This is a genomic window from Kosakonia sp. R1.Fl (assembly GCF_023516815.1).
Classification (GTDB): Bacteria; Pseudomonadota; Gammaproteobacteria; order Enterobacterales; family Enterobacteriaceae; genus Kosakonia.
In genome coordinates, this window is the sequence record NZ_JAMGSQ010000001.1 from 1,568,323 (window position 1) to 1,587,042 (window position 18,720).

The 18,720-nt window shown below is 55.2% G+C and carries 16 protein-coding genes; 10 read left to right on the forward strand and 6 right to left on the reverse strand.

Going from position 1 to position 18,720, the window contains the following annotated elements:
• The first annotated feature begins 1 nt into the window (after position 1).
• Positions 2-2,098 (forward strand): YjbH domain-containing protein, encoded by a 2,097-nt coding sequence (locus M8Q36_RS07420; protein ID WP_249880466.1) that lies wholly within the window; start codon positions 2-4, stop codon positions 2,096-2,098.
• 100 nt (positions 2,099-2,198) lie between these two features.
• On the opposite strand, the gene M8Q36_RS07425 is transcribed toward M8Q36_RS07420, so the two are convergent.
• Complete coding sequence (locus M8Q36_RS07425) at positions 2,199-2,660, reverse strand: acyltransferase (protein ID WP_249880467.1); 462 nt, start codon at positions 2,658-2,660, stop codon at positions 2,199-2,201.
• Positions 2,661-2,669: 9 nt separating this feature from the next.
• On the reverse strand, positions 2,670-3,179 hold the full coding sequence (locus tag M8Q36_RS07430) for a GNAT family N-acetyltransferase (protein WP_249880468.1): 510 nt from the start codon (positions 3,177-3,179) through the stop codon (positions 2,670-2,672).
• Between the two features lie 138 nt (positions 3,180-3,317).
• On the opposite strand from M8Q36_RS07430, the gene psiE reads away from it, so the two are divergent.
• Positions 3,318-3,728, forward strand: coding sequence for a phosphate-starvation-inducible protein PsiE (gene psiE / locus M8Q36_RS07435; protein WP_020456105.1), 411 nt, complete (start codon positions 3,318-3,320; stop codon positions 3,726-3,728).
• A gap of 335 nt (positions 3,729-4,063) precedes the next feature.
• Here the strand turns inward: psiE and malG are convergent, their stop codons facing one another.
• From malG to malE, 3 genes are all read right to left on the reverse strand, one after another.
• Positions 4,064-4,954 (reverse strand): maltose ABC transporter permease MalG, encoded by an 891-nt coding sequence (malG, locus tag M8Q36_RS07440; RefSeq protein ID WP_249880469.1) that lies wholly within the window; start codon positions 4,952-4,954, stop codon positions 4,064-4,066.
• Positions 4,955-4,968: 14 nt separating this feature from the next.
• Positions 4,969-6,513, reverse strand: coding sequence for a maltose ABC transporter permease MalF (gene malF, locus M8Q36_RS07445; protein WP_249880470.1), 1,545 nt, complete (start codon positions 6,511-6,513; stop codon positions 4,969-4,971).
• Positions 6,514-6,702: 189 nt separating this feature from the next.
• On the reverse strand, positions 6,703-7,893 hold the full coding sequence (gene malE, locus M8Q36_RS07450) for a maltose/maltodextrin ABC transporter substrate-binding protein MalE (protein ID WP_249880471.1): 1,191 nt from the start codon (positions 7,891-7,893) through the stop codon (positions 6,703-6,705).
• A gap of 370 nt (positions 7,894-8,263) precedes the next feature.
• Here malE and malK point away from each other — a divergent pair, with 370 nt between their 5' ends.
• The 5 genes from malK (at position 8,264) to ubiA (ending at position 13,493) form a co-directional block, all read left to right on the forward strand.
• Positions 8,264-9,373: a maltose/maltodextrin ABC transporter ATP-binding protein MalK gene (gene malK / locus M8Q36_RS07455; RefSeq protein WP_249880472.1), complete on the forward strand. Its 1,110-nt coding sequence runs from the start codon at positions 8,264-8,266 to the stop codon at positions 9,371-9,373.
• Positions 9,374-9,547: 174 nt separating this feature from the next.
• Entirely contained in the window at positions 9,548-10,873 is a 1,326-nt protein-coding gene (locus M8Q36_RS07460; protein ID WP_249880473.1) for a maltoporin, read from the forward strand.
• A 108-nt stretch (positions 10,874-10,981) separates the two neighbouring features.
• Positions 10,982-11,926: a maltose operon protein MalM gene (gene malM, locus M8Q36_RS07465; protein ID WP_249880474.1), complete on the forward strand. Its 945-nt coding sequence runs from the start codon at positions 10,982-10,984 to the stop codon at positions 11,924-11,926.
• 180 nt (positions 11,927-12,106) lie between these two features.
• Positions 12,107-12,604 (forward strand): chorismate lyase, encoded by a 498-nt coding sequence (ubiC, locus tag M8Q36_RS07470; protein WP_249880475.1) that lies wholly within the window; start codon positions 12,107-12,109, stop codon positions 12,602-12,604.
• A 13-nt stretch (positions 12,605-12,617) separates the two neighbouring features.
• A complete protein-coding gene (gene ubiA, locus M8Q36_RS07475) occupies positions 12,618-13,493 on the forward strand; it encodes a 4-hydroxybenzoate octaprenyltransferase (RefSeq protein WP_249880476.1) in 876 nt (291 codons plus the stop codon).
• Positions 13,494-13,533: 40 nt separating this feature from the next.
• Here ubiA and plsB read toward each other — a convergent pair whose 3' ends face one another.
• Positions 13,534-15,957 (reverse strand): glycerol-3-phosphate 1-O-acyltransferase PlsB, encoded by a 2,424-nt coding sequence (plsB, locus tag M8Q36_RS07480; protein WP_249880477.1) that lies wholly within the window; start codon positions 15,955-15,957, stop codon positions 13,534-13,536.
• Positions 15,958-16,087: 130 nt separating this feature from the next.
• Here plsB and M8Q36_RS07485 point away from each other — a divergent pair, with 130 nt between their 5' ends.
• From M8Q36_RS07485 to dinF, 3 genes are all read left to right on the forward strand, one after another.
• A complete protein-coding gene (locus tag M8Q36_RS07485; RefSeq protein WP_020456113.1) occupies positions 16,088-16,456 on the forward strand; it encodes a diacylglycerol kinase in 369 nt (122 codons plus the stop codon).
• A 108-nt stretch (positions 16,457-16,564) separates the two neighbouring features.
• Complete coding sequence (gene lexA / locus M8Q36_RS07490) at positions 16,565-17,182, forward strand: transcriptional repressor LexA (RefSeq protein WP_017459437.1); 618 nt, start codon at positions 16,565-16,567, stop codon at positions 17,180-17,182.
• 81 nt (positions 17,183-17,263) lie between these two features.
• Complete coding sequence (gene dinF, locus M8Q36_RS07495) at positions 17,264-18,598, forward strand: MATE family efflux transporter DinF (protein ID WP_249880478.1); 1,335 nt, start codon at positions 17,264-17,266, stop codon at positions 18,596-18,598.
• Positions 18,599-18,720 lie beyond the last annotated feature (122 nt).

Consider the following 18,720-nt stretch of genomic DNA (forward strand, 5'->3'; position numbering starts at 1 on the left):
AATGAAAAAATCGTTTGTCATTAGCCTGTTGGCGCTGGGGATTAGCGCCGCCTGTCACGCAGAATCGTACCCGGAACCGATTGGCCCATCGCAGTCGGACTTCGGCGGCGTCGGCCTGCTGCAAACGCCCACCGCGCGGATGTCGCGCGAGGGTGAACTGAGCTTTAACTACCGCGATAACAATCAGTACCGCTACTACTCCGGTTCGGTGCAGCTCTTCCCGTGGCTGGAAACAACGCTGCGCTACACCGATGTGCGGACGCGGAAATACAGTTCGGTAGAAGCCTTCTCGGGCAATCAGTCCTACAAAGATAAAGCCTTCGATTTAAAACTGCGCCTGTGGCAAGAAGGCTACTGGCTGCCGGAAGTTTCCGTGGGTGCGCGCGATATTGGCGGTACCGGGCTGTTTGACGGCGAATATCTGGTGGCGAACAAAGCCTGGGGGCCGTTCGATTTCTCGCTGGGTATCGGTTGGGGCTACCTTGGCACCAGCGGTAATATCAAAAACCCGCTCTGCTCCTACGACGAGAAATATTGTACGCGCGACACCCGTTATAAAGCCGCTGGCTCCACGGATACCAGCCAGATGTTCCGTGGCCCGACCGCGCTGTTTGGCGGGGTGGAGTACCAGACGCCGTGGAACCCGCTGCGCCTGAAACTGGAGTATGAAGGGAACAACTACCAGCAGGACTTCGCCGGTAAACTGCCGCAGCGCAGCAAGGTCAACGTCGGCGCGATTTACCGCGTCACCGACTGGGCGGACATCAACCTGAGCTATGAGCGCGGGAATACCTGGATGTTCGGCTTTACCCTGCGTAACAATTTCAGCGATCTGCGCCCATCGTATATCGACAACGCGCGGCCAAAATATCAGCCACAGCCGCAAGATGCGATCCTCCAGCATTCGGTGGTGGCGAATCAGCTGACCTTACTGAAATACAACGCCGGGCTTACCGATCCGCAAATTCAGGTGAAAGGTGACACGCTGTATGTCACCGGTGAGCAGGTGAAATACCGCAATACCCAGGAAGGGGTTGAGCGTGCGAATCGCATCATCATGAATGATTTGCCGGATGGCATTCGCACTATTCGCGTGACGGAAAACCGCCTCAATATGCCGGTTGTCACCACCGAAACGGATGTTGCCAGCCTGAAGCTCCACCTTGAAGGCGAACCGCTGGGGCAGGATACGGAACTGGTGCAAAAACGCGAAACGCCTATCGTGCCGGACAAACCGGAGCAGGGCTGGTATATCGATAAATCCTCGTTCGATTTCCATATCGATCCGGTGCTTAACCAGTCATTCGGCGGGCCGGAAGCTTTCTACATGTACCAGCTTGGCGTGATGGCGACTGCCGACTGGTGGCTCACGGATCACCTGCTGACCACTGGTAGCCTGTTTGGCAACCTGACCAACAACTATGACAAGTTTAACTACACCAACCCGCCGAGAGACACCGCCCTGCCGCGTGTACGTACCCGCGTGCGTGAATATGTGCAGAACGATATTTACATCAACAACATGCAGGCGAACTACTTCCAGTACCTGGGCAATAATTTCTATGGCCAGGTGTATGCCGGGTATCTGGAAACCATGTACGGCGGTGCCGGTGCCGAGCTGTTGTGGCGTCCGGTTGATAGCCACTGGGCGTTTGGCATTGATGGCAACTATGTGAAACAGCGTGACTGGCGCAGTGCGCAGGACATGATGAAATTCACCGATTACAGCGTGAAAACCGGCCACTTTACCGCTTACTGGACGCCGTGGTTCGCCGAAAATGTGCTGGTGAAAGCCAGCGTCGGTCAATATCTGGCGGGCGATAAAGGCGTCACGCTGGATGTGTCGAAGCACTTTGACAGTGGGATTGTGGTGGGCGCGTATGCCACCAAAACCAACGTTTCAGCCGCGCAGTACGGGGAAGGGGACTTCACCAAAGGGGTCTACATTTCGGTTCCGCTGGATCTGTTCAGCACCGGTCCGACCCGCAGCCGCGCTGGCATTGGCTGGACGCCGCTGACGCGTGACGGTGGTCAGATGCTGGGCCGTAAGTTTGAGCTTTACAACATGACCAACGATAAGACGGTCAACTTCCAGTAAACCTTCTCTCTCCCCGTTTGGAGAGAGAAGTGCTGCAAGGTCTGCCTGTTTTCACCATCAGCCATATTTCTCTCCCCGTTTGCGGGAGAGAAAGTAGCATTCACAACCGGCGCAACAGCCGCGCCGGATTTCCCGCATACACCCCTTTCTCGGTGATCGATTTGGTCACCACGCTGCCCGCGCCTATCACACAGCCATCGGCAATAGTCACTGCCAGAATCGTCGCGCCGCTGCCAATCGACACGTCATTACCAATCATGATGCGCCCCCAGTTGTTGCTGTCGGGATCCGGTTTGCCGTCGCGAAACATATCATTGGCAAACATCACGCCGTGGCCGATAAAGCAGCGCTCACCAATGGTGACATATTCGCAAATAAAGCTGTGCGACTGGATCTTCGAACCTTTACCGATCTGGGTATGTCCCTGGATTTCGACAAACGGGCCGACAAACACATCGTCCGCCAGCGTGCAGTCGTATAAATTGGCGGGTTCATAAATCACCACGTTGTCGCCGCAGGTCACATTGCGTACGGCGGTTTGGCGCAAAGAAGCGCTTGTCATCGTCCCTCCTTAAAGCGGTTTGCCCAGAATATGCAGCGTACTTTGCTGCGACGCGGTACTAAACGTGGTGTCTTTGAGATGCGTGAATCCCAGCCGGTGGTAAAAGCGCCGCGCGTTCGGGTTGGCGTCCAGCACTTCCAGCCAGATAAAACTCTCACCACGTTGTTGTGCCAGGCGCTCTATTTCTGCCAGCAATCGCTCGCCGTAGCCTTTCCCCGTTTCGCCCGGTAGCAGATAGAGTTTATGCAGCAGCGTACCCGCCGGGCCGTGCTCGTCGACCGCGCGATGCCAGGAGACTTTAGCGAAACCGACAGGTGCCGCATTCTGCGCGATAAACCAGCTGCCCGCTTCGCTTTGCAGGCTCTGCTCGATGACTGCCGGGGAATACTCCTGGCGGAGAAATGCCTCCAGCTCGGCCGGTTCGCGCCACAGAGGGGCAAAATGATGGCGATAACTGGCGCAGCCCATTTCACTCAATAACGCGGCGTCCGTAATTTCTGCCTTACGTATTGTAAGCATGATCTTTTTCGTCTCCTGCGTGGACATGTCTGGGCAACATGTCATCACGTGGTGTCACAAAATATAAGCAAATAATGTAGATCCAGATCACATTTTTGCGATATACAAAGCGTTGTTCACCAGTAATGAGGTGCCGCTATGACATCGCTAACTCGTCCACGCGTTGAATTTATTTCGACCATATTGCAGACCGTGCTGAACCTTGGTCTGCTGAGCCTCGGTCTGATTTTGATTGTCTTTTTGGGCAAAGAGACACTGCATCTAGCGGATGTGCTGTTCGCGCCGGTGCAAACCAGCAAATATGAGCTGGTGGAAGGGCTGGTGGTTTATTTTCTCTATTTCGAATTTATCGCCCTGATTGTGAAGTACTTTCAGTCCGGGTTTCACTTCCCGCTGCGCTATTTTATCTACATCGGCATTACCGCGATTGTGCGGTTGATCATCGTCGATCACCAGTCGCCAATGGATGTGTTGATCTACTCGGCGGCGATCCTGTTGCTGGTGATCACGCTGTGGTTGTGTAACTCGAAGCGGCTGAGGCGTGAATAAAAAAAGGGCGATCCGGGGATCGCCAATGACTTCACAAGTTACTCGTCATTCTTCAGTCTGCAGGGGCGTTGGCTGCGTTCGTTCACCCCAGTTACTTACTGATGTAAGCTCCTGGGGATTCGCTCACTTGCCGCCTTCCTGCAACCTGAATTATTTAGAGTTTCGGGTGATACAAGTTGAGGGTGCAGTGGCAACGCCGGTCATCTTTCGGGTGATAGCTGCGTTGGCTTCCTTTACTCACCCCGGTCACTGACTTCAGTCAGCTGCCGGGGATTCATGCAGTCGCCGCCGTGCTCTCATCCGAAATATTTAGGGCGTAATAACAACAATGAAAATTAACCTTTCACACCGCCTGCGGTCAGGCCGTTAACCAGCCAGCGCTGCGCAAGCAGGAAGACAACCGTAATGGGGATCGCGGACAGCACCGCCGCCGCGGCAAAATCGCCCCACAGATAGTTTTGCGGGTTGAGATATTGCTGCATCCCGACCGCCAGCGTGTAGCTGTTAACATCGCGCAGCAGCAGCGAGGCAACCGGTACTTCGGTAATGGCGGCGATGAATGACAGAATAAACACCACCGCCAGGATCGGTACCGACAGCGGCAGCAGCACCAGGCGGAACGCCTGCCACGGTGTTGCGCCATCCAGCGAGGCGGCTTCTTCCAGCGAACCGTCGATCGTTTCGAAATAACCTTTGATCGTCCACACATGCAGCGCGATCCCGCCCATATAAGCGAAGATCACCCCGCCATGGGTATTCAGGCCGATAAACGGCACGTACTGACCGAGCCGGTCAAACAACGCGTACAGCGCCACCAGCGACAGCACCGCCGGGAACATCTGGAAAATCAGCATCCCTTTCAGCAATGTCGCTTTGCCGCGAAAGCGCATGCGGGCAAAGGCGTACGCAGAAGTGGTGGAGAGCGCCACAATGCCGACCGCGGTGATCACGGCGATTTTCACCGAGTTCCACAGCCACAGCAGCACCGGGAACGGCGGCGGCGTGACGCGGCCATCGGCATGTTCGACGCTAAAGCCCAGCGCGAGGCACCAGTGCTCCCACGAAATATTTTCCGGAATTAAACTGCCGGTGGCGAAGTTACCTTCACGCAGCGAAATGGCAACCACCATCAGCAGCGGAAACATAATCGCGGCAATAAACACCAGCAGTAACAAATGGGTGATAAACAGCCGCAGCTTTTGCGATTTCGCCTGCACCATAGCCATAATTTTCGTCCTCCTTAATCGAATTTCATGCGCGTAGCTTTCAGGTTGACGATAGCCAACGCACCTACCAGCAGGAAAATCAGCGTGGCAATAGCGGCAGCGAGCCCAAAGTCCTGACCACCGCCGCCTTCAAAGGCGATGCGATAGGTGTAGCTCACCAGCAAGTCGGTATAACCAGCCGGCGTGGTGGTGCCGATGCGATCCGGCCCGCCGTTGGTCAGCAGTTGGATCAGCACGAAGTTGTTAAAGTTAAACGCGAAGCTGGCGATCATCAGCGGCGTCAGCGGCTTGATCAGCAGCGGGAAGGTGATGCGGAAAAAGTTTTGCAGCGGTCCGGCACCGTCCATGGCTGAGGCTTCATACAGATCGTCGGGGATCGCTTTCAACAGCCCCATGCACAGGATCATCATGTACGGATAACCGAGCCAGGTGTTGACGATCACGATCATTGAACGTGCGGTGGTGGGATCGCTAAACCAGGCCGGTTTAATGCCAAACAGCGCACTCAGCATCATGTTGATCTCGCCAAAACTCTGGTTAAACAGCCCTTTGAAGATCAAAATGGAGATAAACGACGGTACGGCATACGGCAGAATTAACAACACGCGATAAATCGCTTTGCCTTTCAGGGATTCCCACTGCACGACGCAGGCCAGCACCATGCCCACGGCAACGGTCAGAACCACGGTCAGCACCGAGAACACCACCGTCCAGATAAAGATCTCAATGAACGGTTTTTGAATACCTTCATCGGTAAAGACGCGCGTGAAGTTATCCCAGCCGATGGTCACGGTATAGCCGGGGCTGAGCTTTTCGCTGCCCCAACTGCCGTCGGCGTTAATCGCCTGGAAGTAGCCGATATCGTTGTTCGGGCGGTATTTCGCGCCGCTCTGGTTGTTGAGCAGCGTGCCATCCTGTTCAAGCTGATACAGCGGGCGCGTACCGGAGAACTGGCGCAGCGAACTCATCGCCACTTTGCTGCCATCCGGCAGGAGGGCGGTCAGTTGGTTCAGCGCCTGGCGGTTTTGCGTGATGATGCGCAGATTGGCGCGCTCGCCAGCGGGCAGGGCGTCAGCCTCTTTTAATGTCAGTTGCTGCTCGCCGCCGGGTTTGAACGCATCGGAAACGTAGTTTTTACCGCTGTCGCCGTCGGTCAGCGCCAGTTGCCACGCATCTCCCGCCGGGTAAAGCCCAAAGTTATACGCTTTGCCTGCCTGGTAGGAACGATCGAGCAGCACCTGCTGCGCGCGCTCCTGAGTGAGCTGGTTAGTGCTGCTGTAGTTGGTAAACGCAATGGCGATGGTACAAACCAGCGGGAACAGGACAAACAGCCCCATACCTGCCACGCCGGGGTAAACATAGCGCCAGGCATAGGCTTTACGGTTGGCGAAAATATAGAGGCCCGCCGAGCTGAGGACGAGCGTGGTAATGGCGAAAAGGTATTCCCCCTGGGCATACATCATAACGACAAGGTAAGCCACCAACAGGCCAACAACGGTGATGGCCGCCCATGCGAGTTGCGGGCTTTGCCACCAGTGGCGTTTTCTTCTTACATCCATGGGGATTTCCTCTCTACTCAACACCCTTCACGCTGCCGCGTTGTTGGCTGCGGTTGCGCACGCTGGTAGCTTACATTTGTAAGCGCGCCGGGATACTCAACGTTGCCGCCATGATGCGCGTGAAGGATGCCGCGTATACAACATGTCCAATTCGCCTTATCCCCGTGCGGGGATAAGGCATTCACATTTTTACTTGGTAATACGACCCTGGGCGTCTTTCAGCGCGGCGTCGACGGTCTGGCGATCGCTAACGGCGTTGATAACCGCGGTGCGTGTGGCGTACCAGAAGGCGGCCATTTGCGGGATGTTCGGCATAATTTCACCGGTTTTCGCGTTATCCATGGTCGCGGCGATACGTTGGTCTTTCGCTAACTGATCCTGATAGGATTTCAGCGCGACTGCACCCAGCGGTTTGTCCTTGTTAACGTCTGCCAGGCCTTGATCGGTCAGCAGATAGTTTTCGAGGAACTCTTTCGCCAGCTCTTTGTTCGGGCTGGCGGCGTTGATGCCTGCGCTCAGCACGCCAACGAACGGTTTAGAAGGCTTACCTTTAAAGGTTGGCAGCAGCGCGACGCCGTAGTTGACTTTGCTCTTATCAATATTGGCCCACGCCCACGGACCATTGATGGTCATCGCGGTTTCACCTTTGTTAAACGCCGCTTCTGCAATTGAGTAATCCGTGTCGGCATTCATGTGTTTGTCTTTAATCAGCTTCACGAGGAAGCTAAGACCGGCTTTCGCGCCTGCGTTATCGACGCCGACATCTTTCACGTCATATTTGCCGTTTTCAAACTTGAAGGCGTAACCGCCGTCGGCGGCAATCAGCGGCCAGGTGAAGTACGGTTCTTGGAGGTTGAACATCAACGCGCTCTTACCTTTCGCTTTCAGCTGTTTATCCAGCGCCGGGATCTCTTCCCAGGTTTTTGGCGGGTTCGGCACGAGGTCTTTGTTGTAAATCAGTGATAAAGATTCGACCGCAATCGGGTAGGCAATCAGCTTACCGTTGTAACGTACCGCGTCCCATGTGAAGGGGAACAGCTTCTCCTGGAAGGCTTTATCCGGGGTGACTTCCGCCAGCAGACCGGATTGCGCATAGCCGCCAAAGCGGTCGTGCGCCCAGAAAATAATGTCCGGGCCGTCGCCGGTTGCAGCAACCTGCGGGAATTTCTCTTCCAGTTTATCCGGGTGTTCTACGGTGACTTTAATGCCGGTGTCTTTCTCAAATTTCTTACCCACTTCGGCAAGGCCGTTATAGCCTTTGTCGCCGTTGATCCAAATGACCAGCTTACCTTCTTCGATTTTGGCGAGGGCAGAGGCGGAAAACATCATCGTCGCCACTGCGGACAAAGCGAGGATGCGTGCGCCTGTTTTGATTTTCATATATCCCGTCCTTTAGGTGATGTGCTCGTGGATACGCTCAAGGTAGTTCGACGGGATTAGTCTCCTTTTTTGACAAGCGCTTCTCATCCTCCTTAACCCTACGCCCCTGGGGCGATTTGTGTGATCTCTGTTACAGAGATTTGCATTATGTGTGTTAGCGCACATAAAAAAGCGCCGATTTTTGCAGAGCCCATCACGAAAATGCCCGCAGCCCGCCTGTCCAGGGGGCAGAGACATTGTTCTCATCCTCCCGCCTCCTCCCCCACAAAAAACCAGGGGGGTGGAGGATTCGCCCGCTGAATCGATGCTCCATAGTCAGCCCACGTTGAATGTTTCTGTTGGTGACAGGTTGTAACGAAGGGAGAAGGGCATGGCGAGCGTACAGCTGCGTAATGTAACGAAAGCCTGGGGCGATGTGGTGGTGTCGAAAGACATCAGTCTCGACATCCACGAAGGAGAATTCGTGGTGTTTGTCGGTCCGTCAGGCTGTGGTAAATCGACGCTGCTGCGCATGATTGCCGGGCTGGAAACCATCACCAGCGGGGATTTGCTGATTGGCGATACCCGCATGAATGAGGTTCCTCCCGCAGAACGCGGCGTTGGCATGGTGTTTCAGTCCTACGCGCTCTATCCGCATTTGTCGGTTGCGGAAAATATGTCTTTCGGCCTGAAGTTAGCGGGCGCGAAAAAAGAGATGATCAAATCGCGCGTCACGCAAGTCGCGGAAGTGCTGCAACTGGCGCATTTACTGGATCGCAAACCGAAAGCCCTTTCTGGCGGTCAGCGTCAGCGTGTGGCGATCGGTCGTACGCTGGTGGCTGAACCCCGCGTTTTCTTGCTTGATGAACCTCTCTCCAACCTTGATGCCGCCCTGCGTGTGCAGATGCGTATTGAGATCTCCCGTCTGCACAAACGTCTTGGCCGCACGATGATTTACGTCACCCACGATCAGGTGGAAGCGATGACGCTGGCCGACAAAATCGTGGTGCTCGATGCCGGGCGCGTGGCGCAAGTGGGTAAACCGCTGGAGCTGTATCACTACCCGGCAGACCGTTTTGTCGCCGGTTTTATCGGCTCGCCGAAGATGAACTTCCTGCCGGTAAAAGTGACCTCTACCGCCATTGAACAGGTTCAGGTTGAGCTGCCTAACCGCCAGCGCGTGTGGCTGCCGGTGGACAGCGCCAATGTGCAGGTCGGCGCAAATATGTCTTTGGGCATCCGCCCGGAGCATCTGCTGCCCAGTGACATCGCCGATGTCACGCTGGAGGGCGAAGTTCAGGTCGTCGAACAGCTTGGTCACGAATCACAAATTCATATCCAGATCCCTGCAATACGTCAGAACCTGGTCTACCGCCAGAACGACGTGGTGCTGGTAGAAGAGGGTGCCACATTCGCCATCGGCTTACCGCCGGAGCGTTGCCATCTGTTCCGTGAAGATGGCACCGCCTGCCGCCGGTTACATAAAGAGCCGGGCGTTTAAGCGTACCCCACAAAGCGTTTACACAAAGCCATTCGCATTATGTCGAGGCGGCAACGTGATGACTCTCCGGCAACGTACAACCGTACCAGGCCGGGATTCATGACGGCAGCCAATAAAGAGATAGCGCGAAGGGGGATGTGTAAAAAAAGAAAAGCAAGCTCAGGAGATAGAACGATGATTACTCTGCGCAAACTTCCACTGGCTCTCGCCATCGCGGCAGGCGTACTGTCTGCACAGGCGGGTGCTGTTGATTTCAAAGGTTACGCCCGTTCGGGGATTGGCTGGACCGGCAGCGGCGGCGAGCAGCAATGCTTCCAGGCTACCGGTGCGGATGCCAAATACCGTCTCGGTAACGAATGCGAAACCTATGCGGAAATTAAATTAGGTCAGGAAGTCTGGAAAGAGGCGGATAAAAGCTTCTATTTTGACTCTAACATCGCCTATAAAACCGCACAGCTGAACGACTGGGAAAACGACAACGTACCAGCGGTTCGCGAATTTAACGTAGTGGGTAAAAACCTGATCGACTCCCTGCCAGGCGCCAACATCTGGGCCGGTAAGCGTTTCTATCAGCGCCATGACGTACATATGATCGACTTCTACTACTGGGATATTTCCGGCCCGGGTGCAGGTATTGAAAATATTGACGTTGGCATCGGTAAACTCTCTCTGGCCGCAACGCGTTCTTCTGAGCTGGGTGGTTCTTCTGCCTTTGGCGATCGCGATCCGAACACCGGCCTGCGCACGTATAACAACAAAGTGCCAAACGATGTCTTCGATGTGCGTTTAGCGCAGATGGCGACCAACCCGAACGGTATGCTGGAACTTGGCGTTGACTACGGTCACACCAACATTCCTGACGACTATTACCTGGAGCCGGGCGCATCGAAAGATGGCTGGATGTTCACTGCTGAACATACCCAGAGCATGATGAAGGGTTACAACAAGTTCGTGGTGCAGTACGCCACCGACGCGATGATTTCACAGGGTAAAGGCCAGGCTCGCGGCGGCGCTGTGGATAACGACGGTCACCTGATCCGCGTACTGGATCACGGTGCTATCAACCTCGCTGAGAAGTGGGATTTGATGTACGTCGGTATGTATCAGGACACCGATCGTGACAACAAACAAGGCAACACCTGGTACACCGTGGGTGTCCGCCCGATGTACAAATGGACGCCGATCATGAGCACGTTGATGGAAGTGGGCTACGACAACGTGAAATCCCAGCAAACCGGCGATCGTAACAGTCAGTACAAAATCACCCTGGCGCAACAGTGGCAGGCGGGCGACAGCATCTGGTCTCGTCCGGCAATCCGCGTTTTCGCTACCTACGCCAAGTGGGATGAGAAATGGGGTTACGTTAAAACGGACGCCGATGGCAACACCTCTTCCCTGGCTGCGAGCAATGGCGCGACTACACCGTTTGGCTTTGGCACCAATAGTCGTGGTAACGACGACGAGTGGACCTTCGGCGCCCAGATGGAAATCTGGTGGTAATACTTAAACACCCGCTGTAATGACCAAATGAGGGGCGCAAGCCCCTCAATCTTAGGTGACGCGCGCTATTGCCTGGCCAACGCTCACCGCGCAATCAAGGTGATCATAATGAAAATGAAAAAAAGTCTCGTCGCGCTCTGCTTATCCGCAGGGCTGCTGGCTGCGGCTCCCGCTGTGAGCCTGGCTGCTATAAATATCGTGCCGCAGGATGTCTCTGCAGCACCGTCTATTCCTGCTTCAACGCTTCAACAACTGCACTGGACACCGGTTTCACCTTCGCAAACGCTGACCAGCGATGTCTCTGCTGCCGGGCAGACGCTGAACGCCGGTGATATTACTGGCCCGGTGATGGCCTATAGCGTTCCGGCGAATATTGGCGAATTGAACATTACATTGACCAGCAAAGTGAACAACGAGAGCGTTTATGCGCCCAACGTGCTGGTACTTGATCAGAACTTCACCCCTGCAGCATTTTTCCCGTCCAGCTTCTTTGCGTACCAGGAGCCGGGCGTGATGTCGGATAACCGTTTAGAAGGCACGATGAAACTGACCCCGGCGTTGGGTCAGCAGAAACTTTATCTGCTGGTATTTACCACGCAAAAAGATCTGCAAAAAACCACGCAGATGGTAGATCCGGCTAAAGCTTATGCCAAAGGTAACGGCAACGCCGTACCGGATATTCCCGATCCGATTGCCCGCCATGGCGTGGCAGGTTCACTGGCGCTGAAAGCCAGCACCTCTTCCTCTTCCAGCATATTAGTCGGCCCGCTGTTTGGCTCTTCTGGCCCGGCTTCCGTTACCGTGGGCAATACCGCTGCACCGGCTTACAACACGCAACCGGCGCCTGCCGTCGCGCCCGCTGCGGCTCCTGCGCCAGTGGCGAAAAGCGAGCCGATGCTCAACGATACAGAGAGCTACTTTAACCAGGCCATCAAACAAGCCGCTGCTAAAGGTGATATTGATAAGGCGCTGAAATTATTGAATGAAGCAGAACGCCTCGGGTCGAAATCCGCCCGTGCCACTTTTATCAGCAGTGTAAAAGGCAAGGGGTAATCTCTCCCCACAATGCTGATATTTGCAGCAACTGGTGCGTCGCCTGACGCACCTTTTTTTCCGGCGCAGATGCGCGCTGTTGCGCATCTGTTGCGCTGATGAAAACTGAATGAAGTTTCCCCGCCCCGTGCGCCGGTTCTGCGATACAATAACGCTACGTTATGTACCGGAGAGTAAGGCATGTCACACCCTGCGCTTACGCAACTGCGTGCGCTGCGCTACGTAGACGCAATTCCCGCGCTTGAACCGCAACTGCTCGAGTGGCTGTTGCTGGAAGATTCGATGACCAAACGTTTTGAGCAGCAAGGCAAGACGGTCAGCGTTACGCTGATTCGGGAAGGCTTTGTGACGGTGGATGAGATCTCCGAAGAGCGCGACAGTCTGCCGAAGGAGGATCGTTACTGGTTGCGGGAAATTATTCTCTGCGCCGACGGGGAACCCTGGCTCGCCGGACGCACCGTGGTGCCCGAATCTACGCTGAGCGGCCCGGAACTGGCGCTGCAAACCCTGGGTAAAACGCCGCTTGGGCGATATCTCTTTACCTCATCTACGCTTACGCGTGACTTTATTGAAATTGGTCGTCATGAGCAGCTCTGGGGACGCCGTTCCCGTCTGCGTCTGGGCGGAAAACCGCTGATGCTGACCGAACTGTTTTTGCCTGCATCGCCGCTGTACTAAGAGGAAAAAGAAAATGGAGTGGAGTCTCACGCAGACTAAGCTGTTGGCCTTTCACAGGCTTATGCGTACGGACAAACCAATTGGCGCTTTGCTGCTGCTGTGGCCAACGCTGTGGGCGCTGTGGGTGGCGACGCCGGGCGTACCGCCGCTGTGGATTTTGCTGGTTTTTGTCGCGGGCGTCTGGCTGATGCGCGCTGCCGGTTGTGTCGTCAATGACTATGCGGATCGTAAATTTGATGGTCATGTTAAACGCACGGCAAATCGCCCGTTGCCAAGCGGCGCAGTAACGGAAAACGAAGCGCGCGTTCTGTTTGTGGTGCTGGTGCTGCTGGCCTTCGCGCTGGTGCTGACGCTGAATGTCATGACCATTTTGCTCTCCGTCGCGGCGCTGGCGCTGGCGTGGGTTTACCCGTTTATGAAGCGCTATACGCATCTGCCGCAGGTGGTGCTCGGGGCGGCGTTCGGCTGGTCGATTCCGATGGCGTTTGCTGCCGTGAGTGAATCTGTGCCGCTGAGCTGCTGGATCATGTTCCTCGCCAATATCCTGTGGGCAGTCGCGTATGACACGCAGTATGCGATGGTTGACCGTGACGATGATGTGAAGATTGGCATCAAGTCGACGGCAATTCTGTTTGGTCGTTTCGACAAGCTGATTATCGGGATATTGCAGGTGGCAGTGCTGGTGCTGATGGCGTCGATTGGCTGGCTGAATGGGCTGGGCTGGACCTACTACGGGACGGTGCTGATCGCCGGTGCGCTGTTTGTTTATCAGCAAACGTTGATTGCCAGGCGTGACCGTGATGCCTGTTTTAAAGCGTTTATGAACAATAACTATGTTGGGCTGGTGCTGTTTTTAGGGCTGGCGTTGAGTTATCTGCATTTGCCTTGAGTTTTTTCCCCTCTCCGGGAAGAGAGGGGAAAATTTCCTGTCACGCTTCCGCTTGCGTCGCGCTCTCAATCGTCAGACGCACATCCGACGTTATCAAGTCCGCCAGCATCTGGTACACGTTTAAGGTACGTGCCGGATCCGCATCGCCGGTATCGCTGATATAACCTTCATCGCGCAGCGTCAGCACCAGCGTACTGAATACCGCTTTATCGAAGAACTCCGGCGCGTTGATGCCGTGCAGTACCGACAAGCGCTGCGCCAGCGTGCGGCTCTCTTTTTCCAGCGTGCTGCGGTTCATCGCCGGATTGGCGCTCAGCAGCCAGAAAGTAATGGCGTAACGCTGTAAGGTTTCGCGCGCGCCTGCCGCCAGCAGTTGCAAGGTGCGGGAGTGCGCCGGATTGATGCTCAGACGATCGTCTTTCACCGTCAACAAGCCCTGGCGCAGCAGCTCTTGCATCAGGTTCTCCAGCACTTGCGCCAGCTCCGCTTTTTCCCAGCGCAGGAACAGCTCGGCTTTCAGCATCGGGTAAAGTAACTCGACGTGGCGCAGGATCTCGCTACGGGAGATAGCGCGATGCTGGGTGACAATCGCCGCCAGCAGCGACGGCAGCATCAGCATATGCGCAATGTTATTGCGGTAATACGTCATCAACACCGCCTGTTCACGCGGCAGAATGATGATATCGCCGATGGTGTCTTTCTCGACTTCGAACTTGTTCATCTGCAGCGCGTGGTCGATAAGCTCGCTGGCGCTGGCCGACGGCGTGGTCGAATCCGGCGAATAAGGCACGTTGCGCATCAGCTCGAGATAACAGCTTAGCTGCTCGGTCAGTTGCTCGCGCGTCAGTGAACGCTGGCGTGAGGCCAGCAGCGCGGTACAACACAGGTTCATAGCGTTAGCCGCACCGGCGTTGTTGATGCGCACCATCAGGTCAGCGGCAATGGTGTTCACCGTTGGTGTTAACCACGCCGGGCGGATGGATTCAATCGGATCGATGGCTTCGCGCCACTCGGGAACATGATGGTTCAGGTAGTTCATCAGCGGAATGGGTTCGCCGAAGTTCACATAGCCCTGACCGAGGTTACGCAGCTTGCTTAAACCACGCAGCATCTGCAACAGGCTCTCTTTCTCTTTTGTCGCGCCACGCAGCTCTTTGGCGTAAGTGCCCACTTCCATCACGTGTTCATACCCGATATAAATCGGCACCAGCGTGATGGGGCGCGTACCGCCGCGCAGCATCGCCTGAATGGTCATCGACAGCGTACCGGTTTTCGGATCCAGCAAACGCCCGGTGCGCGAACGTCCACCTTCAACGAAGTACTCCACCGAATAACCACGGCTAAACAGCTCACCCAGATATTCACGGAACACGGTGGAATAAAGCTTGTTACCTTTAAAGGTGCGGCGAATGAAGAAAGCGCCCAGGCGGCGGAAAATCGGCCCGGCGGGCCAAAAATTCAGGTTGATACCGGCAGCGATATGCGGCGGTACCAGCCCCTGGTGATAGAGCACATAGGAGAGCAACAAGTAGTCCATATGGCTGCGATGGCAGGGCACATAGACAATTTCATGGCCGTCGTGCGCCAGCTGGCGTACGCGCTCCGCATTATGCACATTGATGCCCTGATAGAGACGGTTCCAGGTAAAACCCAGAATGCGGTCCGTCAGGCGGATCATCTCGTAGGAGAAGTTCGCGGCGATCTCTTCCATCAGCGCGATGGCGTTTTGCTGCGCTTTATCATGGGAGATTTTTTTGCTGCGCGCTTCATCTTCGACCGCGCGGGCAATCGCTTTGGAAGAGAGCAATTTGTTAAATAAATCCTGACGCGCCGGCAGGCGCGGGCCTACTGCGGCCAGACGCTGGCGGGCAAAGTGCATACGTGCCACGCGCGCCAGTTTCTGCGCGATAATTTTATCTGTGCCGTGCTCGGTCGCCATACGGCGCAGCGAAACCGGTGGTGAGAAACGCACAAAGCTGTCGCGGCCAAGCCAGGAAACAGCAAAGAATTTCTGGATGCCGTTCAGCATGCGCAGCGGCGGGTTAATTTCGCCTTTTTCTCGCCCAGGTGAACGGCCAAACATCACCGATACCGGCACCATTTGCACATCCAAATCGGGATGGCTGCGGTGTAGATCCAGGTAGTCGTGGAACAGCTTGATCGACTCCTCTTTCGGCGCGTAATAGGTGAACACGCGCGGGCCGCCGTGGATAAACACGAAACGTGGCAGCAACGCGCCGTCGATTTCCAGCGGTTCCAGCGGATCGGGCAACTCATGCGCCAGACACTGCGCGCGTAAAGTCAGTAAGTCTGCCTTTGAGTTATAAGGCAGCACGTACATGATGGGGCGTGATGTATCGAGACCCAGTTCCTGTGCAGGTTCTGCGGGGATCGATTTACTTTTTACCAGCACGCTTAATGGTAAATTCAGTAATTTGTAGTAAATTCGTGGCCAGCCGGACATAAAGGATGTAAAGCCTCTGGTTAATAGTGCCATTGCGCCGCAAGAATATCAGAAAGCGCACATAATTTCTGTTGTACCGCTGCGCGCTTGCTGAGACATTGACGCCAATTTAATAAAAAGGTTCTTTTAAATGGCTAATAATACCACCGGTTTCACCCGGATCATTAAAGCCGCTGGATACTCCTGGAAAGGCGTTCGCGCCGCCTGGATTAATGAAGCGGCATTTCGTCAGGAGTCCGTTGCGGTTATCCTGGCAATTATAATCGCTTGCTGGCTCGATATTGACACAATGACGCGCGTACTGCTGATTGGTTCTGTGACGCTGGTAATGATTGTCGAAATTTTGAACAGTGCCATCGAAGCCGTGGTAGACAGAATTGGTTCGGAATTCCATGAACTTTCCGGGCGGGCGAAGGATATGGGGTCGGCGGCGGTGCTGATGTCCATCCTGCTGGCGCTGTTCACCTGGATCGCATTACTCTGGTCACATTTTCGATAACGCTTCCAGAATTCGATAACGCCCTGGTTTTTTGCTTAAATTTGGTTCCAAAATCGCCTTTAGCTGTATATACTCACAGCATAACTGTATATACACCCAGGGGGCGGGATGAAAGCATTAACGGCCAGGCAGCAAGAGGTGTTCGATCTTATTCGCGATCGCATCACTCAAACCGGTATGCCACCAACGCGTGCGGAAATCGCACAGCAATTGGGGTTCCGTTCCCCAAATGCGGCGGAAGAACACCTCAAAGCGCTGGCGCGCAAAGGGGTTATCGAAATCGTATCTGGCGCATCACGCGGTCTTCGCCTGCTGCTTGAAGAAGAAGAGGACGATATTGGCTTGCCGCTGATTGGTCGCGTCGCTGCGGGTGAGCCGCTGCTGGCTCAGCAGCATATCGAAGGCCATTACCAGGTTGATCCGAGCCTCTTTAAACCTCATGCAGATTTCCTGCTGCGCGTTAGCGGCATGTCGATGCGTGACATTGGCATTATGGATGGCGATCTGCTGGCGGTGCACAAAACGCAGGATGTGCGTAACGGCCAGGTTGTTGTTGCGCGTATTGAAGACGAAGTGACCGTCAAGCGTTTGAAAAAGCAGGGTAACACCGTCGAGCTGTTGCCGGAAAACAGCGAGTTTTCCCCGATCGTTGTCGATCTGCGCGATCAAAACTTCACCATCGAAGGGTTAGCGGTCGGTGTCATTCGTAATGGCGCGTGGCTGTAACGCACATTTGCTTTGCTGCGGGGCGGGTTCAGGTTCCGCAGCGATCTCCTCTTTTCCCTCATTAAATTTCACTTTCAAACCATGCCACTGCTAACCGCATCTGACAAAGCGCTCTGGCGGCTTGCGCTGCCGATGATCTTCTCGAATATCACTGTCCCGTTGCTGGGGCTGGTGGATACGGCGGTAGTGGGGCATCTGGACAGCCCGGTTTACCTGGGCGGCGTAGCGATTGGCGCAACGGCGACCAGTTTTCTCTTTATGCTGCTGCTTTTTTTGCGCATGAGCACCACCGGGCTAACAGCTCAGGCGTTCGGCGCGAAGAATGCGCCCGCGCTGGCGCGTGCGTTAGTCCAGCCTTTGCTGCTGGGGCTTGGAGCCGGTGTGTTCATTACTCTGCTGCGCACGCCACTTATCGATCTGGCGCTGCATATCACTGGCGGTAGCGAGGCGGTGCTGGAACAGGCGCGACGGTTCCTGGATATTCGCTGGTTGAGTGCGCCCGCTTCGCTGGGCAATCTGGTGTTGCTCGGTTGGTTGCTCGGCGTGCAGTATGCGCGTGCACCGGTGGTATTGCTGGTGGTGGGGAACCTGCTCAACATCGTGCTCGATCTGTGGTTGGTCATGGGGCTGCATATGAATGTGCAAGGTGCGGCGCTTGCCACGGTCATCGCGGAATATGCCACCTTCGCCATTGGCTTATGGATGGTGCGACACGTACTGGTGATGCGCGGCATTCCATTACTGACACTGAAAAATGCATGGCGCGGCGGCGTGCGGCGTTTGCTGGCGCTGAACCGCGATATCATGCTGCGTTCGCTGCTGCTGCAACTTTGCTTTGGTTCGATAACGGTGTTTGGTGCACGGCTCGGGGATGAGACGGTGGCGGCAAACGCGGTGCTGATGATGTTTTTGACCTTTACCGCCTATGCGCTCGATGGTTTCGCCTACGCGGTTGAGGCGCACTCCGGGCAGGCTTACGGTGCCAGAGACGGCAGTCAATTGATGCATATCTGGCGGGCTGCTTGCCGGCAGGCCGGGCTGGTGGCGCTGTTCTTTGCCGTTGTGTATGCGGTGGCGGGTAAGCAAATTATCGCGTTGTTAACGTCGCTCCCCGCCCTGCAACAGCTTGCCGGGCATTATCTGATTTGGCAGGTCATCTTACCGCTAGTGGGAGTGTGGTGTTATCTGCTGGACGGAATGTTTGTGGGTGCAACGCGCGCGGCCGAAATGCGTAACAGCATGGCGGTGGCGGCGGCAGGGTTTGCCGTTACGCTACTCACCGTGCCTGTTTTGGGTAATCACGGTTTGTGGTTGTCGCTCGCTGTGTTCCTTGCTCTGCGTGGGCTGACGCTGGCGCTGGTATGGCGTCGTCACTGGCGCAACAACAGTTGGTTTGCTGCCAGCGATCCTTCCTAATAGCGCATTATTCCCTGCTTTAGTGTTCCGATTTTCTCGCCTCGTTTACGCTGCTTTTATCTTGTTAGATGGTTAAAGATTCCGAATAAAATTCATAATGCCGAATCCATGACTACAATAAT